Annotated in this window: 21 protein-coding genes; 7 read left to right on the top strand and 14 right to left on the bottom strand. The window is 55.5% G+C overall.

The window, feature by feature from the left end:
• Window positions 1-30 precede the first annotated feature (30 nt).
• A complete protein-coding gene (gene csiE / locus O3S68_RS00205; protein WP_045510455.1) occupies window positions 31-1308 on the top strand; it encodes a stationary phase inducible protein CsiE in 1278 nt (425 codons plus the stop codon).
• Here the strand turns inward: csiE and O3S68_RS00200 are convergent.
• Together O3S68_RS00200 and rcnR are read right to left on the bottom strand one after the other, a co-directional pair.
• Window positions 1305-2447 (bottom strand): 3-phenylpropionate MFS transporter, encoded by a 1143-nt coding sequence (locus tag O3S68_RS00200; RefSeq protein WP_269230562.1) that lies wholly within the window; start codon window positions 2445-2447, stop codon window positions 1305-1307. The two genes, csiE and O3S68_RS00200, sit on opposite strands and share 4 nt — an antisense overlap.
• A 127-nt stretch (window positions 2448-2574) precedes the next feature.
• A complete protein-coding gene (gene rcnR, locus O3S68_RS00195; protein WP_160269130.1) occupies window positions 2575-2847 on the bottom strand; it encodes a Ni(II)/Co(II)-binding transcriptional repressor RcnR in 273 nt (90 codons plus the stop codon).
• 143 nt (window positions 2848-2990) lie between these two features.
• Between rcnR and O3S68_RS00190 the strand changes: the two genes are divergently transcribed.
• Window positions 2991-3860: a nickel/cobalt efflux protein RcnA gene (locus O3S68_RS00190; RefSeq protein ID WP_269230561.1), complete on the top strand. Its 870-nt coding sequence runs from the start codon at window positions 2991-2993 to the stop codon at window positions 3858-3860.
• Between the two features lie 46 nt (window positions 3861-3906).
• Here O3S68_RS00190 and glyA read toward each other — a convergent pair whose 3' ends face one another.
• Window positions 3907-5160: a serine hydroxymethyltransferase gene (gene glyA / locus O3S68_RS00185; protein WP_008502165.1), complete on the bottom strand. Its 1254-nt coding sequence runs from the start codon at window positions 5158-5160 to the stop codon at window positions 3907-3909.
• Window positions 5161-5476: 316 nt separating this feature from the next.
• Between glyA and hmpA the strand changes: the two genes are divergently transcribed.
• Window positions 5477-6667, top strand: a complete 1191-nt coding sequence (hmpA, locus tag O3S68_RS00180) for an NO-inducible flavohemoprotein (RefSeq protein WP_269230560.1) — start codon at window positions 5477-5479, stop codon at window positions 6665-6667.
• 36 nt (window positions 6668-6703) lie between these two features.
• Here hmpA and glnB read toward each other — a convergent pair whose 3' ends face one another.
• The 5 genes from glnB to purL all read right to left on the bottom strand — a co-directional run bounded on the left by glnB (window position 6704) and on the right by purL (window position 15044).
• Window positions 6704-7042 carry a nitrogen regulatory protein P-II gene (glnB, locus tag O3S68_RS00175; protein WP_002438074.1) on the bottom strand — a complete coding sequence of 113 codons (339 nt, stop codon included), beginning with the start codon at window positions 7040-7042 and terminating at the stop codon, window positions 6704-6706.
• 74 nt (window positions 7043-7116) lie between these two features.
• Window positions 7117-8454, bottom strand: a complete 1338-nt coding sequence (gene glrR, locus O3S68_RS00170; protein ID WP_269230559.1) for a two-component system response regulator GlrR — start codon at window positions 8452-8454, stop codon at window positions 7117-7119.
• Window positions 8451-9188 (bottom strand): two-component system QseEF-associated lipoprotein QseG, encoded by a 738-nt coding sequence (gene qseG / locus O3S68_RS00165; protein WP_020454737.1) that lies wholly within the window; start codon window positions 9186-9188, stop codon window positions 8451-8453. The genes glrR and qseG overlap by 4 nt, the downstream gene beginning before the upstream one ends.
• Window positions 9185-10621: a two component system sensor histidine kinase QseE/GlrK gene (qseE, locus tag O3S68_RS00160; RefSeq protein WP_071925215.1), complete on the bottom strand. Its 1437-nt coding sequence runs from the start codon at window positions 10619-10621 to the stop codon at window positions 9185-9187. The genes qseG and qseE overlap by 4 nt, the downstream gene beginning before the upstream one ends.
• Before the next feature lie 535 nt (window positions 10622-11156).
• Window positions 11157-15044, bottom strand: a complete 3888-nt coding sequence (gene purL, locus O3S68_RS00155; RefSeq protein ID WP_269230558.1) for a phosphoribosylformylglycinamidine synthase — start codon at window positions 15042-15044, stop codon at window positions 11157-11159.
• 239 nt (window positions 15045-15283) lie between these two features.
• Between purL and mltF the strand changes: the two genes are divergently transcribed.
• Window positions 15284-16876 carry a membrane-bound lytic murein transglycosylase MltF gene (gene mltF, locus O3S68_RS00150; RefSeq protein WP_238328396.1) on the top strand — a complete coding sequence of 531 codons (1593 nt, stop codon included), beginning with the start codon at window positions 15284-15286 and terminating at the stop codon, window positions 16874-16876.
• A 19-nt stretch (window positions 16877-16895) separates the two neighbouring features.
• Here the strand turns inward: mltF and tadA are convergent, their stop codons facing one another.
• Both tadA and yfhb read right to left on the bottom strand, forming a co-directional pair.
• Window positions 16896-17420 (bottom strand): tRNA adenosine(34) deaminase TadA, encoded by a 525-nt coding sequence (tadA, locus tag O3S68_RS00145; protein WP_269231642.1) that lies wholly within the window; start codon window positions 17418-17420, stop codon window positions 16896-16898.
• 45 nt (window positions 17421-17465) lie between these two features.
• Window positions 17466-18101, bottom strand: coding sequence for a phosphatidylglycerophosphatase C (yfhb, locus tag O3S68_RS00140; RefSeq protein ID WP_020454742.1), 636 nt, complete (start codon window positions 18099-18101; stop codon window positions 17466-17468).
• A gap of 193 nt (window positions 18102-18294) precedes the next feature.
• Here yfhb and O3S68_RS00135 point away from each other — a divergent pair, with 193 nt between their 5' ends.
• Together O3S68_RS00135 and O3S68_RS00130 are read left to right on the top strand one after the other, a co-directional pair.
• Entirely contained in the window at window positions 18295-19539 is a 1245-nt protein-coding gene (locus O3S68_RS00135) for an MFS transporter (protein WP_269230557.1), read from the top strand.
• Window positions 19540-19669: 130 nt separating this feature from the next.
• Complete coding sequence (locus tag O3S68_RS00130) at window positions 19670-20518, top strand: MurR/RpiR family transcriptional regulator (RefSeq protein ID WP_017459031.1); 849 nt, start codon at window positions 19670-19672, stop codon at window positions 20516-20518.
• A 35-nt stretch (window positions 20519-20553) separates the two neighbouring features.
• Here the strand turns inward: O3S68_RS00130 and O3S68_RS00125 are convergent, their stop codons facing one another.
• A complete protein-coding gene (locus tag O3S68_RS00125) occupies window positions 20554-21849 on the bottom strand; it encodes an SGNH/GDSL hydrolase family protein (RefSeq protein ID WP_269230556.1) in 1296 nt (431 codons plus the stop codon).
• Between the two features lie 351 nt (window positions 21850-22200).
• On the opposite strand from O3S68_RS00125, the gene O3S68_RS00120 reads away from it, so the two are divergent.
• A complete protein-coding gene (locus O3S68_RS00120; protein WP_017459033.1) occupies window positions 22201-22461 on the top strand; it encodes a YfhL family 4Fe-4S dicluster ferredoxin in 261 nt (86 codons plus the stop codon).
• On the opposite strand, the gene acpS is transcribed toward O3S68_RS00120, so the two are convergent.
• From acpS to recO, 3 genes are all read right to left on the bottom strand, one after another.
• Window positions 22458-22838: a holo-ACP synthase gene (gene acpS, locus O3S68_RS00115; protein WP_045510492.1), complete on the bottom strand. Its 381-nt coding sequence runs from the start codon at window positions 22836-22838 to the stop codon at window positions 22458-22460. The two genes, O3S68_RS00120 and acpS, sit on opposite strands and share 4 nt — an antisense overlap.
• Complete coding sequence (pdxJ, locus tag O3S68_RS00110) at window positions 22838-23569, bottom strand: pyridoxine 5'-phosphate synthase (protein ID WP_017459035.1); 732 nt, start codon at window positions 23567-23569, stop codon at window positions 22838-22840. Before pdxJ ends, acpS begins: the two co-directional genes overlap by 1 nt.
• A 66-nt stretch (window positions 23570-23635) precedes the next feature.
• On the bottom strand, window positions 23636-24343 hold the full coding sequence (recO, locus tag O3S68_RS00105; RefSeq protein ID WP_017459036.1) for a DNA repair protein RecO: 708 nt from the start codon (window positions 24341-24343) through the stop codon (window positions 23636-23638).
• Window positions 24344-24400: the final 57 nt, after the last annotated feature.

Raw genomic sequence — 24400 nt, 5'->3', positions numbered from 1 at the left:
TTATCAAAAACCCCAACTGGAACCTGACAGATGACAACTGTAATGACACCGCCATCTGCGCTCTCCAGTCCGCAGCGCCGCTGCCAGGTGCTTTTGATGCTCGCCTTGCCGGGGCAACACGTCACCATGGAACATATCAGCGCTATGAATGGAGTGGACGACGCCATGGCTCGCCGGGATATCGCTGAAACGGAAAGTGAAATTCAGCGCTACCACCGGCTCTCTATCGTTCCCCATCCTAACGGCGGCTTTCGGATTGAGGGCGCTCCACTCGATCAACGTTTATGCCTGTTGCACTGGCTTCGCCGTGCGCTGCGGCTGTGCCCGCAATTTATCACGCAGCAGTTTACCCCGGCGTTAAAAACCGCGCTTAAACAGCAAGGCATTGCCCGAACGTTATACGACGATACAAATCTGCTGGCGTTGATTAACCTCTGTTCGCGCCGGCTGCAGCGCGTCTTTGAATGCCGGGATATGCAGTTTCTGCGTCTCTATTTGCAATATTGTTTACTGCAGCATCACCACGGACATACCCCGGAATTTAACCCGGTTCAGCAAGAGTGGGCGCAAATGCGCGCCGAGTATCAGGTGGCGCAGGAGATTGTGCGCCACTGGCAGCGTCGCGTTGTCGACTATCCGCAGCAGAATGAGCACCTGTTTTTGTCGCTGCTGTTTATGCTGGTGCGCACGCCCGATCCGCTGCGTGACCAGCAACACCAGGATCGCCGTCTGCAAAAAGCCATCCGCCGGATGATTGCCCGCTTTCACGCTCTGGCGGGGCTGCGTTTCAGCGATGAGCAGGGTTTAAGTGCCCAGCTCTATATTCACATTGCCCAGGCGCTGGATCGCAGCTTGTTTGGTATTGGCATTGATAACAGCCTGCCCGAAGAGATCAACCAGCTTTACCCGCGTCTGATGCGAACCACCCGCGATGCCTTGCAGGAGCTGGAAGACGAGTATGATTTGCGCTTCAGCGATGAAGAGGCGGGGCTGGTGGCGGTGATTTTCGGCGCCTGGCTGATGCAGGACAGCGATATGCATGAGAAACAGGTGGTGTTGATTACTGGCGAAGACAGTACCCGCGAGCAGCAGATTGAGCAGCAACTGCGCGAATTAACGCTGCTGCCGCTCAGTATTAAATATCTGCCACTGGCGGAATTTCGTAAGGCCGGCGCACCGAAAGACGTGACATTAATTATCACGCCTTATACAACGCCGCTGCCGCTGTTCTCTCCGCCGCTGATCCACACCGACGGTCCGCTGAGCGGGCAACAACAGCGGCATATCCGCGACATGCTGGAAAGCTAGCGGGCCTGCACGGCGACGTTCGGGCGCAGGAACACGGCCGGAATGGCCAGCACGGCCATGACAAAAAACAGCCCCTGATGCAGATGTTCAAACAGAAAACCGGCGATCATGGTCATCAGCGCAATACTGCCGCCCATCGCGACCGCTGAATAGACCGCTTGTAAGCGGATGACTTCGCTGCCCTGCCGCGCTGAGATATAGCGCATGGCGGCAAGATGGCAAACGGTAAACGTGCCGCAGTGCAGGATCTGGGCAATAATCAGCCACGGAAGCTCGGTCGTCCAGCCCATCAGGCTCCAGCGCACCAGCCCGCAAACGGCGGAAAGCAGCAGCAGATCGCGTGCGCTGAAGCGGCGGAACAGACGGTTACTGAGCGCGAAAATCACCACTTCCGCCACCACGCCCAACGACCACAGATACCCGACCGTTGAAGCAGAATACCCCGCCGACTGCCAGTAAATGGCGCTGAAGCCGTAGTAAGCCGCATGTGCGCCCTGCAGCAGCGACACGCAGGCGAGAAAACGCCAGTTCTGTGCAATCAATACCCGCCACGCCTGCCAGCCTGCGCCCTCCTGCTGGCGATTTTCACCCTGCGGCAAAATGGAAGGACGCAGCAACATACCGAGCAACATGGATGCCGCGCCCAGCGTCAGCAACGCCAGAATCGCCTGGTAATCAAACAGGCTCACCAGCTTGCCGGTGAGCGCCGAACCAATCACAAAAGCAATCGATCCCCACAGACGCACGCGGCCATAATCCATCGGGAACTGTTTTTGCCAGGTGCCCGCCAGCGCATCGGTGAGCGGCACCAGCGGTGAAAAGAAGAGGTTGAAACCGATGATTATGACCGCCAGCCACGCCACATGCGTTCCGGCATAAAACGCCAGCGCAAACAGCAACGTTGCCAGCGCCAGCAAGCGCAGGGCCGTAATCAAGCGGGAAGGATCGCTCACGCGCGGGGCGATGAAAAGGCTGCCAAGGAAGCGGGCGACAAGACCTGCGCCGAGCAACATACCGATGATTTCGGGGGTCAGCCCCACGCCTTTGAGCCAGACGCTCCAGAAAGGTAAAAAGATGCCGTAGCTAAAAAAGTAGGTGAAATAAGCGAGCGCCAGCCAGCGCGTGGACTGCAAGACCATGATTTCCTCCTGAATGGAGGCGATAGTCTGGCGATAAATAGCAGGACTGGCAAGTAACAATCTGGCAACACATGCGCTTACCCAACGTTTGCAGGCGAATATCTGCCCTCAGGTTGCTCGCCGTTGCTTAGCGAATATAAGAATCCAGCACGCTCAGCACCACATCCAGATCCGCTTCACGCTTAATTTCGTCGTTCTCATGCACGATATGATCGGTCAGATGGCCTTTGATCACTTCGCGCATTAACCCGTTTACTGCGCCGCGGATCGCCGCGATTTGTTGCAAAACCTGGGCGCATTCATGAGGCTCATCGAGCATTTTTTTCAGCGCGGCGACCTGCCCTTCTATTTTGCTCGCCCGCGCTTTTAGCTTTTTCCTGTCCCGGATGGTGTGCGACATACAGACCTCAAATCGACCGTGCTTAAACGAACCTTAGCATACCATGCATCAACTGGGGGGGAGTTTATTTCTACTGGGGGGTAGTATTTACTACTGGGGGGGAGTAGATTTGAGCGCACAAATTTTTACCGAGAATTATTCTCATGAATGACTTCACCACGCTTTTTCAGCAAGGGAACGCCTGGTTTTTTATTCCAAGCGCCATCCTGCTCGGCGCGCTGCACGGCCTCGAACCGGGGCACTCTAAAACCATGATGGCGGCATTTATCATCGCCATCAAAGGCACGGTTAAACAGGCCGTGATGCTGGGTCTCGCCGCCACGCTATCCCACACGGTGGTGGTGTGGCTGATTGCGCTCGGGGGTATGTATCTCAGCAGCCAGTTCACCGCACAAGCCGTTGAACCCTGGCTGCAAATGGTATCTGCGGCGATCATTTTTGGTACGGCGGTGTGGATGTTTCTGCGCACCTGGCAAGGTGAACGTTCGTGGCACGCCGGGCATCATCATCACCATGAACATGACCACGGCCACGCGCACCGTGCTCCAAGCCTGGTACTTCAGCCGGTACAACCAGCTCGTGTCACCGCGCAGCCAACGATCTTGTCGCTGCGAAAAGTGACTAAAGAAGAGGAGTATCAGGATGCGCACGAGCGGGCACATGCACGGGATATTGAGCGGCGTTTTACCGGCGGCGAGGTGACTAACGGTCAGATCCTGCTATTCGGTTTAACCGGCGGGCTTATCCCCTGCCCTGCGGCGATCACCATTTTGCTGATCTGTATTCAGTTAAAAGCCATCACGCTGGGCGCAACATTAGTGGTCTCTTTCAGTATCGGGCTTGCACTCACACTGGTTGCGGTTGGCGTTGGCGCGGCAATCAGCGTCCAGCAAGCGGCAAAACGCTGGTCCGGCTTTAACACGCTGGCGCGTAAGGCACCCTATTTTTCCAGCGCACTTATCGCGCTCGTCGGCGTTTATATGGGCATTCACGGCTATAGCGCGCTGCACTAAGACATAAAAAAACCCGCCGCAGCGGGTTTTTCAAAGCGGAATAAACTTAGGCGTAAACCGGGAAACGGGCGCAGATATCCAGGACTTTACCTTTGACGCGCTCGATAACTGCTTCGTCATTGATGTTGTCCAGCACGTCGCACATCCAGCCAGCCAGCTCTTTTACTTCCGCTTCTTTGAAGCCGCGGCGAGTCACAGCCGGAGAACCGATACGGATACCGGAAGTGACAAACGGGCTCTTCGGATCGTTCGGCACGCTGTTTTTGTTCACGGTGATGTTCGCACGGCCCAGCGCGGCATCCGCTTCTTTACCGGTCAGGTTTTTATCCACCAAATCCAGCAGGAACAGGTGGTTTTCAGTCCCGCCGGATACCACTTTGTAGCCACGGTTCAGGAACACTTCCACCATCGCTTTGGCGTTTTTGGCAACCTGCTGCTGGTAAACTTTAAACTCTGGCTCCATCGCTTCTTTCAGTGCCACCGCTTTTGCCGCGATAACGTGCATCAGCGGGCCGCCCTGCGCGCTTGGGAAAACAGCGGAGTTCAGTTTTTTGTACAGCTCTTCGTCACCGCCTTTCGCCAGGATCAGGCCGCCGCGCGGACCCGCCAGGGTTTTGTGGGTCGTGGTGGTCACAACGTGCGCATGCGGAACCGGGTTCGGGTAAACGCCTGCGGCAATCAGACCCGCAACGTGTGCCATATCAACGAACAGGTAAGCACCGATGCTGTCGGCGATTTCACGCATTTTCGCCCAGTCAACGATACCGGAGTAAGCAGAGAAACCACCGATAATCATCTTCGGTTTGTGCTCTTTCGCCTGCTTCGCCATGTCTTCGTAGTCAATTTTACCGGACTCATCAATACCGTAAGGGATGATGTTGTACAGTTTGCCAGAGAAGTTAACCGGGGAGCCGTGAGTCAGGTGGCCGCCCTGCGCCAGGTTCATACCCAAAACGGTATCGCCCGGTTGCAGCAGCGCGGTGTAGACCGCGAAATTCGCCTGCGAGCCGGAGTGCGGCTGCACGTTAGCGTAATCCGCGCCAAACAGTTCTTTCGCGCGATCAATCGCCAGTTGCTCAACGATATCCACATACTCGCAACCGCCGTAGTAGCGTTTGCCCGGATAACCTTCGGCGTATTTGTTCGTCAGCTGAGAACCCTGAGCCTGCATTACACGCGGGCTGGTGTAGTTTTCGGAGGCGATCAGTTCAATGTGTTCTTCCTGACGTACTTTTTCCTGCTCCATAGCCTGCCACAGTTCGGCATCATAATCGGCAATGTTCATTTCACGCTTTAACATCCGCATCTCCTGACTCAGCTAACAAAACAACTCTAAATGAGGGCCCAAATTTGGGGAACGGCCCACAGTATAACTGATTAATATTCTGATAACAGGTCTTGACAAAGGTTTTTACGCAAACGATTGGCTCCGCGTCAGACAAGGGTTTGAGCGATAAGACACTTCCCTGTTAAAGCGGATTTCTTTTCAGGTTTGTGATGCACCTTATTCACGATGTAAATCCCTTTACATTGTCCGCTCTTTACAAGCCAGGTCGCCGCGCTATAAGATTCATTTAAAATACAACTTTAAATAATCTGTAAAAAAGGAAGCAATCATGCTCGACGCCCAAACCATCGCTACGGTCAAATCCACTCTTCCCTTGCTGGCGGCTACCGGCCCAAAACTCACCGCTCATTTTTACGACCGGATGTTCACTCACAATCCGGAACTGAAAGAGATTTTCAATATGAGCAACCAGCGCAATGGCGATCAGCGTGAAGCGCTGTTCAACGCCATTGCCGCTTACGCCAGCAATATTGATAATCTTGCCGCGCTGCTGCCGGCGGTAGAAAAAATCGCCCAGAAGCACACCAGCTTCCAGATCCAGCCGGAACAGTACAACATTGTTGGCACACACCTGCTGGCGACGCTGGATGAGATGTTCAGCCCGGGGCAAGAAGTGTTAGACGCCTGGGGAAAAGCCTACGGCGTACTGGCGGGTGTCTTTATCAACCGTGAAGCGCAAATCTACAGCGAACACGCTGAAAAAGTCGGCGGCTGGCAAGGCACGCGCCCGTTCCGCCTGGTAGAGAAAAAACCGCAGAGCGCACTTATCACCAGCTTTGAATTTGAACCCGTCGACGGTCAGCCGGTCGCCGCTTATCAGCCGGGGCAATATCTGGGTGTCTGGCTGAAGCCTGAAGGTTTCGCCAATCAGGAGATCCGCCAGTATTCACTGACCCGCAAGCCCAACGGCAAAAGCTACCGTATCGCGGTAAAACGCGAAGCGGGTGGGCAGGTTTCTAACTGGCTGCATAACAGTGCGAAAGTGGGCGATATCGTGCATCTTGCAGCGCCTGCCGGGGATTTCTTTATTGATGTGCAGAGCAACACGCCGGTCACGCTGATCTCCGCGGGTGTCGGTCAAACACCGATGCTGGCGATGCTCGACAGCCTTTCAAAATCGCAACATGCCGCGCAGGTAAACTGGTTCCATGCCGCGATGAATGGCGAGGTGCATGCCTTTGCCGATGAAGTAAGCAAACTGGGTGCGTCGCTGAACCATTTTTACCAGCATGTCTGGTATCAACAGCCTGCGGCGGCTGAGGTGAACAACGGTCGCTATCACAGTGAAGGGTTGATGGATTTGCACGCGCTGGAAGGGAAGTTCAGCGATCCGGCGATGCAGTTTTATCTCTGCGGCCCGGTCGGTTTTATGCAGTTTGTCGCGCAACAGCTGGTCACACTTGGCGTGAACAAAGAGAGCATTCATTACGAATGCTTTGGCCCGCATAAAGTGTTGTAAAACAGGCACCCTCACCCTGAGGGGTGAGGGAAAATATCAGATTGCGGCGTCGTCTTCTTCGCCGGTACGGATACGCACCACGCGTGCGACATCAAAGACGAAGATCTTACCGTCGCCGATTTTACCGGTCTGGGCAGTACGGATAATGGTGTCCACGCAGGTATCAACGATGTCGTCAGTCACGACAATTTCAATCTTCACCTTCGGCAGAAAATCCACCATATACTCCGCGCCACGGTAAAGTTCAGTGTGGCCTTTCTGGCGACCAAAACCTTTCACTTCCGTTACCGTCATCCCGGTGATGCCGACTTCAGCCAGCGCTTCACGTACATCATCCAGTTTGAAAGGTTTAATAATCGCATCAATCTTTTTCATGGTCGTTCCTTACACGCTCTTGCCAGTCTGCTGCATCGTAATCGGTTGCTCACAGTACCATAATCATTTCACCATTACTCTTTAAAGTCGTTGGCGTCGAGCTCATGGCGGGAGAGTAATTTGTAAAACTCGGTGCGGTTGCGCCCCGCCATGCGCGCGGCATGCGTGACATTACCCTTAGTGATTTGCAGCAGCTTGCGCAGGTAGTTCAGTTCAAACTGGTTACGCGCCTCAACAAAGGTCGGCAACGCCGTATTTTCCCCTTCCAGCGCCTGCTCCACCAGCGCATCGCTGATAACCGGCGATGAGGTGAGCGCCACACACTGTTCAATGACGTTAACCAACTGGCGCACATTGCCAGGCCAGCCGGCGGTCATCAGCCGCTTCATGGCATCGGTGGAAAACGCGCGAACAAACGGTTTATGTCTCTCTGCCGACTGTTTCAGCAAATGATTGGCCAGCAGCGGAATATCTTCCGCACGCTCAGCTAACGCCGCGATCTTCAGGCTCACCACATTCAGCCGATAGTAGAGATCTTCGCGAAACTCGCCGCGCGCCATCGCTTTCGGTAAATCACGGTGCGTGGCTGAAATGATGCGCACATTAATATCGATATCGCGGTTACTGCCAAGCGGGCGCACTTTGCGCTCCTGCAATACACGCAGCAGTTTGACCTGCAACGGAATTGGCATATCGCCAATCTCATCAAGGAACAGCGTGCCGCCCTCCGCCGCCTGGAACAGCCCCTCCCGGCTACTGACTGCGCCGGTAAACGCACCGCGCGCATGACCGAACAGTTCAGATTCCAGTAACTGTTCCGGCAACGCGCCGCAGTTAATGGCGATAAACGCACTTTTGCTGCGCGGACTGGCGTTATGAATCGCCTGCGCGAGCACCTCTTTCCCGGTACCGCTCTGGCCGTTAATCAGCACGCTCACGTCAGATTGCGCCACCATCCGCGCCTGCTCCAGCAGACGCAGCATTACCGGGCTACGAGTGACTATGGTTTCACGCCACTGGTCATCCATCGCCGAACCGCTGTGCTCCAGCGCATCGTCAATCGCTTTATACAGCGCGTCTTTGTCCACCGGTTTGGTCAGAAAGCTGAACACGCCCTGCTGGGTCGCGGCCACCGCATCGGGAATCGAGCCGTGGGCCGTCAGGATAATCACCGGCATGCCCGGCTGTACGCGCTGGATTTCGGCAAACAGCTGCATACCGTCCATCTCATCCATGCGCAGATCGCTTATTACCAAATCGACCTTTTCCCGCGCGAGAATGCGTAACCCTTCCTGCCCGCTTTCCGCCGTGACGATGCTGTAGCCTTCGCTGGTGAGGCGCAGCCCCAGCAGTTTTAACAGCCCCGGATCGTCATCCACCAGCAACAGATGGGCAGGTTTACGGCTGGTCATGGTTTCACATCCTCCTGAGTGCCGTCGCTTTTAGACGGGTGAGAACTGTCCGGCAGGTCAGTAGCGGCGGGTTTATTGCGCGTGGAGAGACGCCGTTCGATATCGGTGAGGTTTTCCAGTTTACGGGTAGTTGTTTCCAGTTGTTCGCGCAGGAATTGTTGTTGCTGGCGCAGACTATCCAGCTCGCTGTCCGCGGATTGCTGTAACTTCGCGTAACGGGCGCGCTCTTCCGCCAGTTGTAATTGGGCTTTTTCACCATCGCGCCACAGCTCAAACAGTGGACGAACCTGCGCAGGGATCGTGGGGCTTAATGCGCCCAGCCGCTCGGTGTATTCACGACGCTCAAGCGGCGAAATTTTGGCGTTAGAGAGCAAAATGCCGCGCCTGAACGTGGCCTGCCAGTTATCGTCAGACCAGGTACGTGCTTCAGCACGCGCGGCGGCAGGCGATAAACGTTGCGCACAGTCCATACCGCGCAGCCAGTAAAGCGGGTTGGTGTCGACGTTTTGCCCGGACAGCGACCAGATATCGTCGCAATCTGTGGACAAGAAATCGGCCAGTTGATGTTCAGGGAGCCGTTCTTCCTGGAGGTCATGAATCGCGCTTTGCGGTTTTTGTGCAACACACCCCGCCAGCAGCAGACAAGGAAACACGCGAAGCCAGGCGTTTTGCTGTGTAACCGCGTTAATCACGCGGGAAAAAACATGCGACATACTCACCAGATTTAGATTCATTGAGTGGATTTTTCCGGCGCATTGAGAGGTAGCTCAATACGGAAACAGACATCAGCTTTGCTGCTCGCCACCAGATGCAGCTCGCCTTGCATACGGCGAATGCAGTCCCTGGCAATGCTTAGCCCCAACCCGCTGCCTTTCACCGCCCCTTTTCGCTGGTGGCTACCCTGGAAGAACGGTTCGAAGATCATTTCACGCTCCGTTTCAGGGATCGGCGTACCGGTATTTGCCACTTCGATACAGAGCCGCGCGTTGGCAGTATAGCTGTGCAGAGAAATGTTACCGGATTCAGCACCATAGTGCACCGCGTTGGAGTAAAGATTATCCAGCACGCTCATCAGCAACATCGGTTCGGCCTGGCAGGTCGCCACATCAAGGGCGACATCGGTATGCATCATTTTAGCTCGCGCCGGCAAACTGTGGGCAGAGATCACCATTTCTACCAGTGGCGCAAGTTCCACGGTTTCCAGCTCTACCGAACCCTCCGCCAGCTTGCGGTTGTAATCCAGCAATTGCTCAATCAGTTTTTGCAGATTGCGGCTGCTGGCATCGAGGATCTCCACCACCTCTTTCTGTTCCATCGTCAGCGGTCCGACAACCTGATCGGCCAGCAACTCGGTACCTTCGCGCATGCTGGCAAGCGGCGTTTTAAGCTCATGGGAAAGATGGCGTAAGAATTGATGACGCTGTGATTCAAGCCAGGCGAGTCTTTCGCTCAGCCAGAGGATCCGTTCCCCAACATAACGCAGTTCGCGCGGGCCTTTAAAGACAACGCTACGGCCCAGGGTTCTCCCCTCGCCCAAGCGATTAATCATCCGCTCGATGCCCTTCACCGGACCGATGATCATGCGGGTAAACAGCAGGACCAGCGCCAAGCTCACCAGGAACAACACCAGCGCCTGCCAGCCGAAAAACTGACCGCGTTCGGCAATTTCCAGCTGAAGCTGTTGCCCGCGGGAAAAGACCACCGCCCGCGTCGATTGCACCATCTCGGTATTGGCGGCGGCAAACGCTTCAAGCTGCGCAGAAGCCTCGGCAGACGGGCCGCTATTTTTACATTGCAACTGGGCGAGCGCGTTTAAATCCTGGCGCAACGCCTGGTAAAGTTTATCGTCAGGGAGCACGCCCGCGTGGGCGTCAAGCATTTCGCTATAACGCTTACGCTGATTCTGATACACGCGCGCCAGGGTGGCATCATCCAGCACACAGTACTGCCGGTAGCTACGCTCCATTTCCAGTGCGGCATTGGTCATTGCTTCACTGCGACGCGCGTCAATCAACGTTGTGCGGTTAGTCTGCAACGCCTGCGCACTGAGTGCGTTCAGGCTTTGCCACGCCTGCCAGGCTAACACCAGCAGCGGCAACAGGATTAACAAAAACGCCATCATGACCAGTTGGCGAAGCGAGCGGGGGAAAACAGGCCAGCGTTTCAATGCACTTCTCTCGCAAAAAAAGGTATGGAGATGCTAACTGATTTACCAAAAGCCAGAAACAACAAAGCCGGGTATTAACCCGGCTTTGTTATGAAATTAGGCGGTGCCTAACTCGACGTTTCGCCCGATGCCTGATAAAGCAACGCAATTATCAGCAGGTGGACGGCAGGCACCTTTAAGTGCGTCATTCGAAGTTTATGTAGCGCGTCCCGAAGGGGCTGACATAAGGAGGTGAATGAGCCACTGCGTAATATTATGCAGGTATTGTGCCAACACGCCAACAATTAATTAAAGCTATTGATTTTTAATCATTTAATATTTTAAAAATGAAAGTGTGATGTGCTTATCATTTCAACAACCTGTCGCTATTTAGCAACACACTGATAGCATTAAAAATAAATCATTTATAATCAATAAATTAAATGTCTCTTTTTGGAGACACAACTTAATACCCTATGTCGGGAAATGCAGACACTTTTGCTCAGACGAAAAAAAGCCCTCTTACAAAGAAGAGGGCTTACTGATGATGACGAAATTAACCCAACTGTTTACGGGCGTTGCGGAAGATACGCATCCACGGGCTGTCTTCGCCCCAGTTTTCCGGATGCCAGGAGTTGGAAACGGTGCGGAACACGCGCTCCGGGTGCGGCATCATAATGGTTACGCGCCCGCTTTCGCTGGTCACAGCCGTAATGCCGTTCGGTGAGCCGTTCGGGTTCGCCGGATAAGTTTCCGTCACGACCCCGGTGTTATCCACGTAGCGCAACGCCACCAGTCCTTTGCTTTCCAGCTGCGCCAGATGCGCGCCATCACGCACTTCTACGCGACCTTCACCATGGGAAACGGCGATTGGCATCTGCGAGCCGACCATACCGCTCAGCAGCAGCGACGGGCTTTGCGTCACTTCCACCAGGCTGAAGCGCGCTTCAAAGCGGTCGGAGTGGTTACGCACAAAGCGCGGCCACAGCTCGCTGCCCGGGATCAGTTCACGCAGGTTAGACATCATCTGGCAACCGTTACACACGCCAAGCGCCAGTGTCTGCGGGCGGTGGAAGAAGGTTTCGAACTCGTCACGCACACGCTCGTTGAACAGAATCGATTTCGCCCAACCCTCACCTGCACCCAGCACATCGCCATACGAGAAGCCGCCGCAGGCAACCAGCGCCTGGAAGTGCTCAAGGCCAGTGCGCCCTGCCAGCAGATCGCTCATATGCACGTCAATGGCATCAAAACCGGCGCGATGGAATGCAGCCGCCATTTCAACGTGCGAGTTGACGCCCTGCTCACGCAGCACAGCCACTTTCGGCCGCGCACCGGTAGCAATGAACGGTGCAGCGATATCGTCGTTGATATCAAAAGAGAGCTTCACGTTAAGGCCCGGATCGTTGTCATTGGCTTTCGCCTGATGCTCCTGATCCGCACACTCCGGGTTATCACGCAGGCGCTGCATCTGCCAGGTGGTTTCCGCCCACCACATGCGCAGCTGAGTACGGCTTTCGCTAAACACCGCCTGGCCATCAGCTTCAATCACAAAGCGATCGCCAGCAACGGCAGTACCGAGATAGTGAACGCTATCCCCCAGACCATAAGCCGCGAGTACGCTTTCTACCGCTTCGCGATCGGCCGCGCGCACCTGAATCACCGCGCCCAGCTCTTCATTAAACAACGCCGCCAGACGATCCTGGCCCAGAGACGCGATATCAACGTTGATGCCGCAGTGACCGGTAAAGGCCATCTCTGCCAGCGTGACCAGCAGGCCGCCATCGGAGCGATCGTGATAGGCCAGCAGTTTGCGGTCCGCCACCAGCGCCTGGATAGCATCAAAGAAACCTTTCAGTTGCTCAACGTTACGCACATCAGCCGGTTTGTCCCCAAGCTGGCGGTAAACCTGTGCCAGCGCTGTGGCGCCCAGTGCGTTATTGCCATTACCCAGGTCAATCAGCAGCAGGGCGTTATCTTCCGTGGAAAGCTGTGGGGTAACCGTGCGGCGAACATCTTCAACACGGGCAAACGCGGTGATCACCAGTGACAGCGGCGAGGTCATTTCGCGCTGCTCGCTGCCTTCCTGCCAGCGGGTTTTCATCGACATGGAGTCTTTACCCACCGGAATAGTTAAACCGAGCGCCGGACAAAGCTCTTCACCCACCGCTTTCACTGCGGCATACAGCCCGGCGTCTTCACCCGGGTGCCCGGCGGCGGCCATCCAGTTCGCCGACAGCTTAATACGTTTGATATCGCCAATCTGCGTTGCAGCGATGTTAGTGAGCGCTTCCCCCACCGCCAGGCGGGCGGAAGCGGCGAAGCCCAGCAGCGCCACCGGCGCGCGTTCGCCCAGCGCCATCGCCTCACCGTAGTAGCTATCAAGGCTGGCGGTGGTGACTGCACAGTTCGCCACCGGAATCTGCCACGGGCCAACCATCTGATCGCGCGCAACCATGCCGGTCACCGTGCGGTCGCCGATGGTCACAAGGAAAGTTTTTTCCGCCACGGTCGGCAGGTGCAGCACGCGGTTAACCGCATCGGCAATGGAAATGCCCTGCACGTTCAGCGCTTCGCCAGCCGCCTGACGAGACGCGACATCGCGGGTCATCTTCGGCGTTTTACCCAGCAGCACATCCAGCGGCATATCGATCGGCTGGTTGTTAAAGTGGCTGTCGTTAAGCGTCAGATGTTGAGCTTCCGTCGCTTCACCAATCACCGCGTACGGCGCGCGCTCGCGGCGGCACAGCTCGTCAAACAGCGCCAGTTGATCGGCGGCAACCGCCAGCACGTAGCGCTCTTGCGATTCGTTACACCAGATCTCAAGCGGGCTCATTCCCGGCTCATCGCTCAGAATATCGCGCAGCTCGAAACGACCGCCGCGACCGCCGTCGCTCACCAGCTCCGGCATGGCGTTAGAAAGGCCGCCCGCGCCAACGTCGTGAATAAAGAGGATCGGGTTGGCATCACCCAGCTGCCAGCAGCGGTCGATAACTTCCTGGCAACGACGTTCCATCTCCGGGTTGTCACGCTGTACGGAGGCAAAATCAAGATCCGCGTCGGACTGACCGGATGCCATTGAAGAGGCCGCGCCGCCGCCCAGACCGATATTCATCGCCGGACCGCCCAGCACGATCAGTTTCGCGCCAACGGTGATTTCACCTTTCTGCACGTGATCGGCACGGATGTTGCCGATGCCGCCCGCCAGCATGATCGGTTTGTGGTAGCCGCGCAGCTCTTCGCCATTGTGGCTGTTCACTTTCTCTTCATAAGTACGGAAGTAACCATTCAGCGCCGGACGACCAAATTCATTATTGAACGCCGCGCCGCCCAGCGGGCCGTCGGTCATAATGTCCAGCGCAGTAACGATACGATCCGGTTTACCGAAATCCTCTTCCCACGGCTGTTCAAAGCCAGGAATACGCAGGTTAGAAACGGAAAAGCCCACCAGCCCCGCTTTTGGCTTCGCGCCACGGCCGGTTGCGCCTTCGTCGCGGATCTCGCCGCCGGAACCTGTCGCCGCCCCCGGCCACGGCGAAATCGCCGTCGGGTGGTTGTGAGTTTCCACCTTCATCAGAATATGCGCCGGTTCCTGATGGTAGTCGTAACGCCCTTCCCCGCGATCGGCGAAGAAGCGACCCACTTCGGAACCTTCCATCACTGCGGCATTATCTTTATAGGCCGACAGCACGAAATCCGGCGTTTGCTCGAAGGTGTTTTTGATCATTTTGAACAGCGACTTCGGCTGCTGCTTGCCATCAATCACCCAGTCGGCGTTGAAAATTTTGTGGCGGCAGTGCTCAGAGTTCGCCTGCGCGAACATATAAAGCTCGATGTCGTTCGGATTGCGCCCCAGGCGGGTAAACGCCTCTTGCAGATAGTCGATTTCGTCTTCCGCCAGCGCCAGCCCCAGACGCAGGTTGGCATCAATCAGCGCCTGACGGCCTTCACCCAGCAGATCCACGCTCTGTACCGGCGCAGGCTGATGGTGCTCAAACAGGCGTTCGGCGTCGGCTTGTGACGTGAATACGCTCTCCATCATGCGGTCATGCAGCTCTGCGGCAACGTCGTTCCACTGGGCGTCAGTCAGCCCGGCTGCGTCAACGTAATAGGCGACGCCGCGCTCAAGGCGATTGATTTTGTTGAGGCCGCAGTTGTGAGCAATATCGGTAGCTTTAGAAGACCAGGGAGAGATGGTGCCGGGACGAGGAGTGACGAGCAGTAATTTTCCGGTCGGGGTATGGCTGCTAAGGCTCGGGCCGTATTTCAGCAAGCGCTGGAGCCGCGCGTATTCATCTTCTGTCAGCCCATCATTGAGATCGGCGAAGTGAGCGTATTCGGCGTAAATGTTGCTTACCGGGAGGTTGGCGGCCTGAAAACGTGCCAGCAGTTTGTTGATACGGAAAGCGGACAATGCAGGCGAACCACGCAGAATTTCCATCATAAGTCTCTCGTCTTCGATTACGAAGCGTCGGGGACGCTTTAAGTGTGCACCAGGGGAAAACGGGCGTCATTATAGAGAATCCTGCGCGCCGACGAAACCGTTTGCGTCGAAATAAAATCGCCGTCAATTTTTAACAATAGCTGTCGCCGAATGCTCTAATTAGTTGCCAACTGGCGTTTTGTTGCGCAGAATGCCGCTCAATCACCGACAAACCTTACTGTTATCATCACGAGAATCTTCTGAGGCAAAGCACGGCGCAGAGAATTAACTCCTTGAAAAAATTTAAGATTAATTATCTGCTCATCGGCATTGTCACCCTGCTGCTGGCAGCGGCCCTGTGGCCTTCTATCCCCTGGTTCGGCAAAGCCGACAATCGCATCGCGGCGATCAAAGCTCGTGGGGAGCTGCGCGTCAGTACGGTTGCCACACCGCTCACTTACAACACCGTTGATGGCAAAACGTATGGGCTGGATTACGATCTCGCGCAGCATTTCGCCGATTACCTTGGCGTCAAACTGAAAGTCACGGTGCGCCAGAATATCAGCCAACTGTTTGATGACCTTGATAATGACGACGCCGATATGCTCGCCGCCGGGTTGGTCTACAACAGCGAACGGGTGAAGAACTATCAAACCGGGCCGGTCTACTACTCGGTTTCTCAGCAACTGGTGTACCGCGTGGGCAGCTACCGCCCCCGTACGCTGGAATCCGTTAATGCCAGCCAGTTAACCATCGCTCCCGGTCATGTCGCCCTGGACGATCTGCGTGAATTAAAAGAGAAGAAGTACCCGGAGTTAAGCTGGACGGTGGATGAAAAGCTCGGCACGACCGCGTTGCTGCAACAAGTGGTCGACGGGAAACTGAGCTACACCGTCGCTGATTCGGTCGCCATTAGCCTGTTCCAGCGCGTGCACCCCGAGCTGGCGGTGGCGCTGGATATTACCGATGAGCAACCCGTCACCTGGTTTAGCAAGCGCGATGACGATAATACGCTGTCGGCCGCGATGCTCGATTTTTTCAATTATATGAATGAAGACGGCACACTTGCGCGGCTGGAGGAGAAATATCTCGGCCATGGCGAGGATTTTGACTATGTCGACACGCGTACCTTTTTACGCGCCGTCGATAGCGTGCTGCCGGATCTGCAACCGCTGTTTGAAAAATACGCCCAGGCGATCGACTGGCGACTGTTAGCGGCCATCTCTTATCAGGAGTCACACTGGGACTCCCAGGCCACTTCACCCACCGGCGTTCGCGGCTTGATGATGCTGACGCGTAATACGGCGCAGAGCTTAGGTTTAAGCGATCGCACTGACGCCGAGCAAAGCATCAGCGGCGGCGCGCGTTACCTGGTGGACATGATGAGCAAAGTGCCGGACACCGTACCGCAGGATGAAAAAATCTGGTTCGCGCTGGCGGCTTACAATATGGGCTACGCGCACATGCTGGATGCCCGCGCGTTAACGGCGAAAACCAAAGGCAACCCGGACAGTTGGGCAGACGTGAAACAGCGCCTGCCGTTATTAAGTCAGAAACAGTACTACAGCAAGCTGACGTACGGCTACGCTCGCGGACACGAAGCCTATGCCTATGTAGAAAATATTCGTAAGTATGAAATTAGCCTGGTCGGTTATTTGCTGGAAAAAGAGAAAGAGGCCGCAAAAGCAGTGAAGCTGGCCAGGAGTTACCCGGCGGTATCGACAGAAGAATTAAATCGCCCGGCTTACGGCGTGCTGCCCTTTAGCGCATTAACCGCTAATGAAGCCTTCCCGCGTAACCCGCTGCTGGTGTCCGACGCGCTGGTGCAAAACCCGCTAAAAGTTAACCGCTAGCGCTTAACGCCACTACGCCCTAGAAAGCAGTAAGATCGCCAGCCGGTTTTTTCAGGGCTTTCTTCTCCAGCCGACGCTGGCGGAAGAAATCGCTCAGCATCGCGGCACATTCATCGCGTAACACGCCTTCGGTTATCTCCACCCGATGGTTCATGCCCGGATGGTGCAACACATCAATCAGCGATCCCGCCGCGCCGGTTTTCGCATCCCGCGCACCAAAAACCAGTTGACCGATACGGCTGTGCACCATGGCACCCGCGCACATAACGCATGGCTCCAGCGTGACATATAAAGTGGTATCAATAAGACGGTAGTTTTGCAGCACCAGCCCACCCTGGCGCAACGCCATAATTTCCGCATGCGCGGTAGGATCGTGGCGGCCAATCGGCCGGTTCCAGCCTTCGCCGATCACCTGACCGTTATGCACCAGCACCGCGCCTACCGGCACTTCGCCCTCTTCCCAGGCACGTTTCGCCAGCGTGAGCGCATGACGCATCCAGACGTCGTGATTCAGTTCAGGAATGGACAAAGCGAGATACTCCAGTAATTCAGGCGGAGCGCATTATACACAGCCGTTATCGGTTCGACACTACTCGAGCTGTTGCAAGTCGCCACGCGGCGTCACGCGCCAGCGGTGCTGGCAAAAATAGAGCAACGGGTTGTCTTGCTTGCTGTCGCTGTAACCGCTGTAGAGGCGCAACGGGGTACCGATTTTGCGTTCAAGCTGGGCGACTTTTTCATGACCGAGACAGCGCATAGTCAGCACCCAGCCACCGTAGCGGCGGCTGATTTGGCTGGCTATCAGATTAACGCGCGGGAGCCACGGGGTATCATAATAGACCTGCTCCACCAGCGGCTGCGGCGAGCCGGTAATCAGCCAGATATCCGCATCGGACGCCGCCAGATAGTTGGTTAACCGCGTTTGCACGACCGGGAAGGCGGTAACATGCTCACGAAACCAGCTGACAAATTTCTGCTGCAACGCATTCAGGTGCCGTTCGCTATGGCCAAACGTACAGCCCCACAGCAGCAAGCTCATTGGCCAGCGCGCGGCGCGTCCTTTGAGTAATAATCCGCCCGCAATCACCGGCAACAAAGGCAGCACCAGCAACGCATTTAACGGCTGATGACGCAAAACGTAACGCAGAAACGTGCCAAACATATCCTGCTGATGCAGGGTACCATCCAGATCAAAAAAGACGACGCGGCGCTCGCTGTTAGCCAAATGGGAGTCCTCTGTTGGTTAACCTTCGACCGCCGGGCCTCTCCTTCTGGCGATCGCTCTTTCAATAGCCTAACAGATAGCCCCTCACTTTTCCGGTAACAATCGGTCACCGATACCTGTAATAATCAGCGGCTATGTTGGCAAGGCCGGGATGCTTTACACTGGCCCGAACCTTTACTTCACCGCGATCCTGATGACAACACAACATACGCGCGCCTTTCATTTTACCCCGTTTCGCCATCTGTTTTTTGCCCGTCTGCTGACGGTGCTCGGTAACGGCATTGCCCCCATTGCGCTGGCTTTTGCGGTGCTGGACATTGGCGGTTCCGCCACCGAACTCGGTATTGTGGTGGCCGCTCGCTCACTGTTTAACGTGGGGTTTTTGCTGGTCGGCGGTGTGCTGGCCGATCGCTATTCACGCAGCCAGGTGCTGGTGCTGTCGTCGCTGGTCGCCGCCTGTTCGCAAGGCGTTGTCGCCTGGCTGGTGCTGGACGGTTCAGCGACGGTGCTGCACCTCGCGATACTCGGCACCATTAACGGCGCGGCGGCGGGGATCGCGCTGCCGGCTTCGTCCGCGCTGGTGCCGCAAACGGTGCCAGCGCATAACCTGCGCGAAGCCAATGCCTTTATCCAGCTTGGTATTTATAGCGGAACGGTCGTCGGCGCGTCGCTCGGTGGCATCCTCACCAGCGCTGTCGGGCCTGGCTGGGGGCTGGCGATTGACGCACTGGGCTTTGCCGCCTCGGCTCCGCTTTATCTCGCCATTCGCATGGGCGCTATTCAGGAGACAGCGGCGCAAAGCAATATCCTGCAAGATCTGCGCGATGGCTGGAAAGAGTTCATCAGCCGCGCCTGGGTGTGGGCTATTGTCGTGCAGTTCACCATTATTAATGCCGCGTTCAGCGGCGTGGTGATGGTACTCGGCCCGATCATTGCCGATACCTCGTTTGGCCGCACGCGCTGGGGAATGATTGTCGCCGCGCAGAGCGTGGGCTTGATTGTCGGTTCATTCCTCGCGCTGCGCTGGCGTCCGCGACGCGACCTGTTTATCGGCGTGATGCTGGTTGCCGTATGCGCGGTGCCGATCTATCTCCTCAGCCAAAATGTTTCTACAACGTGGTTGCTGGCGGCGTTTTTCCTCGCTGGCGTCAGTTTCGGCCTGTTCGGTGTGGCGTGGGCGCAGTCATTACAAACACATATTCCGCCAGAGAAGCTGGCGCGTGTTTATGCCTACGATGCAATGGGGTCATTTATCGCTATTCCGGTTGGTGAGCTGGCCGCCGGGCCACTGGCGACGCACTTTGGTAGCAGCAACGTGCTGATCGCCTCGGCAATCGCGGTGGTCATTGCCTGCGCAGGTGCCAGTTTTATTCCGGCAATTCGTCTGCTCGATAATTCACCGAAGGTTAAACAACGCAGCCTCAGCGGATCCTCTTGATCGCTGTCAAAACCCATTCAGGGATATTTTGTGCTAAAAGAATTTTTAATTCATAATCGCAATCTATTACTGGAATATTAAATTCATTCATCGGCAAAATATCGCGGATGGGTTTGCTCCCGGAGATCTTATGAATTGTCTAATCCGCATTCGCCAGCGCTACCCAGGCCTTGCGCAGAGCGATAAAAAGCTGGCGGAATTTCTGCTGGAAAATCCCGATCGCGCCCGTCATTTGAGTTCGCAACAGCTGGCCGCCGAAGCAGGCGTCAGCCAGTCCAGCGTGGTGAAATTTGCCCAGAAGATGGATTTCAAAGGCTTTCCGGCGATGAAACTGGCGATCAGCGAAGCGTTAGCCAGCAATAGCAATCCGTGGTCTGTGCCGGTACATAACCAGATCCGTGGTGATGATCCGCTGCGGGTGGTGGGCGAAAAGCTGATTAAAGAGTACCAGAGCGCCATGCATGCCTCGCTCGATGTTAACAGCGAGGAGAAACTGCTGGAGAGCGTGCGGCTGCTGCGCGAAGCGCGGCGTATTATCCTGACGGGTATCGGCGCTTCCGGGCTGGTCGCCCGTAATTTTGGCTGGAAACTGATGAAAATCGGCGTTAACGCCGTGGTCGAGCAGGATATGCACGCGCTGCTGGCAACCGTGCAGGCGATGGAGCCGGGCGATCTGTTGCTGCCGGTCTCTTATAGCGGCGAACGCCGAGAAATCAACATGGCGGCCGATGAGACACTGCGCGTTGGCGGCAAGATCCTCGCCATAACCGGCTTCACGCCGAACGCATTACAGCAGCGGGCCACGCACTGCCTGTACACCATCGCGGAAGAGCAAGCGACACGCAGCGCGGCGATTTCTTCCACCAGCGCGCAAATGATGCTCACGGATTTACTGTTTATGGCGCTGGTACAGCAGGATCTTGAGCATGCGCCGGAGCGTATTCGCCATAGCGAAGAACTGGTGAAAAAACTGGTGTAGCCTCCCGTCCTGACGGACGAGGTGCCTTAGCGCGGTTACTCGCCGTCGCTGGTCAGATGTTGCACTATCTCCTCGCGTATCATTTCTGCGAGCAGAGCATGGGTTTTGGTGGTCGGGTGCATATTGTCCCAGAAAACAAACGCCCCGTTCGCCGTTTTACATGCCTGCTTCACCGCGACACCTGTGGCGTAAGAGATGCCGGAAGCGGAGATATTCAGGCAAGTTTCGCTGGTATTAACAAAGCCATATTTACCGCTTTCACTGAGCAGATCATTAAATGCGCTATCCAGTTTGACGGTGAAAAAATTCGCTTTCGGATACGCGGTGCGTAATTCGCCGAGCAGGCGGTCCAGCTGCTGGTTAAACTTCTCTGATTTGTTTTTTAGCGCCTCTTTTTCCGCTGGTGTCCAGGTAGCGACACCAGGAATGACAGAGAAATCAGGCAGCCTGAATATCGCGATATGCTGCGCTCCCAGTGCCGCCAGACGCGCCAGCTGTATGCGGTAAGTAGCGATGATATCGTCCGGCGTTTTTGCGCCAGTGATAAAATCATTACCGCCAAACAGCACCGTAAACAGGGTCTGCGCGATGTCATAATTCTCTGTTTTACTCAGATAAGCGCTGAAAGAATCCAGCTGCTTATCAAAACCGTTAAATAACGGTTTCTCACCGCTTTCCGCATTGGCTGTCGCCCATACATAGCCCGGTAAATTAAGTGAACCGGCCAGATATTCGTGCCAGACTTTGCCATTAGAAAAATGACCAAGAAACCACGATGCGTGATTTGGAACCGTGCCGTATGAGCCGTTATAAACATTAATCGTATCGCTAAGGCTATCGCCAAATATGACCATGCGATCAATTTTATTATTGCCAAACAGTATCGCCGGCTGCGCCTGCCCCTGATGCCAAATCATATAATACCAGGAGAGCGCGTAATCGGAAGCATAAGGAATAACGGTCTGCGCATTAATATTGCTGGCCTTCAACGTGCTCCGGCAGATATTTACCAGGTTTGCGTAGGATGATTCGCTATAAAACATATTTGCCAGCGGCGTGGTGCTATACCAATATCCGCGCAGCTTCAGGTAGTTACTCCCGTCACGTGCCCATATCCAGGATGAGGCAGGATTACTTTGATCCTGATTATCGATGTTATACACACATTTGATATAGGTTGACGTCTCGTCGTTTGTCCGCAACGCACGCTGGTTTGCGGAGGATTCATACGCAGGCGGTACCGGCGTTGTATAGATATACTCATTCGCCGCATTCGCCAGCCCGCTTGTGATACTGGCAATTAATGCGATATATAATTTCGCTCTTTTCATTATAATCCCTTATTAATTATCCCTGCCAGGCCGCGCTAAAATAGAGCAACATTCATATATCAGAGACGTGGTGATCATTCTTAATCAATAAAAAGACACCGCACTCTATTCTGCCCGTGTGTTATTTATATTTTCAGCGCAGAAATATTCTCCGGTCAATGACGCTTTTCTTATGTTTGATTAAGAACATTCGCCAAAACGTCTCAGGAGGGAGTAGAAAGATTGTCCCGCGCCACTTTTGTGCGCAAAAAGATCATCGTGATTGGGGCTATCCGGTTTCTGTGGTAAAGTGCGCCGGTTAACATCCAGTAGTTTCCAGATAGCATCCAGATTTGACGGTAATTCTTTGAAATGGCTTTACTCATTACAAAACGCTGCATCAATTGCGACATGTGCGAACCGGAATGTCCGAACGAAGCCATTTCGATGGGCGACAGCATTTATGAAATCAACAGCGATCGGTGTACCGAGTGCGTCGGCCATTACGAAACCCCGACTTGCCAGAAAGTGTGCCCGATACCCAATACCATCCTCAAAGATCCGGCGCATGTGGAAACTGAAGAACAGCTGTGGGACAAGTTTGTCCTGATGCACCACGCAGATAAGATTTAGCTCTCGATAATCACTGTCGCGCAGGCGTAATGGCGTTCATCCGCCAGCGTCACGTGCATTGCGCGCACGCCCATCTGCTCCGCCATCCGCAGTGCTTCATCCCAAAGGCGCAGGCTCGGTTTGCCCAGCGCATCGTTAAACACTTCGAACTGATTAAACGCCAGCCCGTTACGGATCCCCGTGCCTAAGGCTTTTGCCGCCGCTTCTTTGACCGCAAAGCGTTTCGCCAGAAACCGCACCGGCTGCTGATGCGCCTGATACAGCACCCACTCGTTGTCGCTCAGCACCCGTTTAGCCAGGCGATCGCCACTGCGGGCGACCACCGCTTCGATGCGGGCTATCTCGACGATATCCGTACCTAATCCCAGAATCGCCATTACGCGCGCGCTTCCAGCATCAACCGTTTCATCTCTGCTACCGCCTCTTTCAGGCCGCTCATCACCGCGCGGCCAATAATGGCGTGGCCGATGTTCAGCTCGTGCATTTCCGGCAGCGCGGCAATGGCTTTGACGTTGTGATAGGTCAGGCCGTGTCCGGCGTTAACTTTCAGGCCAAGGCTTGCTGCGTAGGTCGCCGCTTTAGCAATGCGTTCGAGCTCTTTTGCCTGATCGGCATCGCTTTTAGCATCCGCGTAGCAACCAGTGTGAATTTCGATGTACGGTGCGCCAACCTCTGCCGCCGCTTTGATCTGCTCAGCATCAGCATCGATAAACAACGACACCAGGATGCCCGCCTGCGCCAGACGCTGGCAGGCGTCGCGCATTTTCTCGCGTTGCCCGGCCACATCCAGCCCACCTTCGGTGGTGACTTCCTGGCGTTTTTCCGGCACCAGGCAGCAAAAATGCGGTTTGGTTTCACAGGCAATCGCCAGCATCTCTTCGGTCACCGCCATTTCCAGATTCATTCGGGTGTGCAAAGTCTGGCGCAGAATGCGCACGTCGCGGTCAGTAATATGACGACGATCTTCACGCAAATGCACCGTGATGCCATCAGCGCCTGCTTGCTCGGCGATAAAAGCGGCCTGCACCGGGTCCGGATAGGCCGTCCCGCGCGCGTTACGCAGTGTGGCGATGTGATCGATGTTGACGCCCAACAGTAATTCAGCCATGACAATCCTCAATGTTCTCAAAGGCACTGACGCGCGCTTCGCCGCGTCAGTCCGGTTGTTATTCTGCTATCTTTTTGGCACGAACTGCCGGAACAGCTCCCTGCTTTTCAGCGGTTTGCCTCCAAGATACGGCTTTAACGCGATACGGGTAAAGCGCTTTGCAGCGCGGAGCGTGTCGGCATCCGGGAACTCCCTCTCCGCCAGTGCGCGTAAATGCCGCCCGGTAAAGGTGCTGTTATCTATCACGACACTGGCAATAAAGCCCTTTTCTTCCCGGTAACGATAAGTCATTACATCATCGACCGGCTCGCCGCTGCCGGCGCAGTGGAGAAAATCAACGCCATAACCCAGATGCCCGAGCAGCGCCAGCTCAAAACGGCGCAACACCGGTTCCGGCGTGCTGGTGACGCCCGCCAGGGCCTGGATACAGTGCAGGTAATCAAAAAACAGTTCAGAAAAGCGCGTCTCGTGTTCAAGCACGCGGGAGATAAGTTCGTTAACGTAGAGACCGCTGTAGAGCGTGATGCCGCTGAGCGGCAGTGCCAGCGATACCGCTTCCGCACTGCGCAGCGTTTTGACTTCGCCACGCCCGCCAAAGCGCACCAGCAGAGGAGTAAAAGGCTGTAATGCGCCCTTCAGATTAGAACGTTTGGAACGTGCGCCTTTGGCGACAAGGCGCACACGACCAGACTCTTCCGTGAAGACGTCCAGCATCAGGCTGGTTTCGCTCCACGGGCGACTATGCAGAACAAAAGCGCGCTGCCAGCCTTCCATATTATTCTCGTCGTCTTTCAGGCCGCAGCAGCGCTGGCTTCATCCGCGCATCCAGAG

It is taken from the genome of Kosakonia sp. SOY2 (genome assembly GCF_027109175.1).
Lineage (GTDB): Bacteria > Pseudomonadota > Gammaproteobacteria > Enterobacterales > Enterobacteriaceae > Kosakonia.
This window is presented reverse-complemented; position numbering and strand designations above follow the sequence as displayed.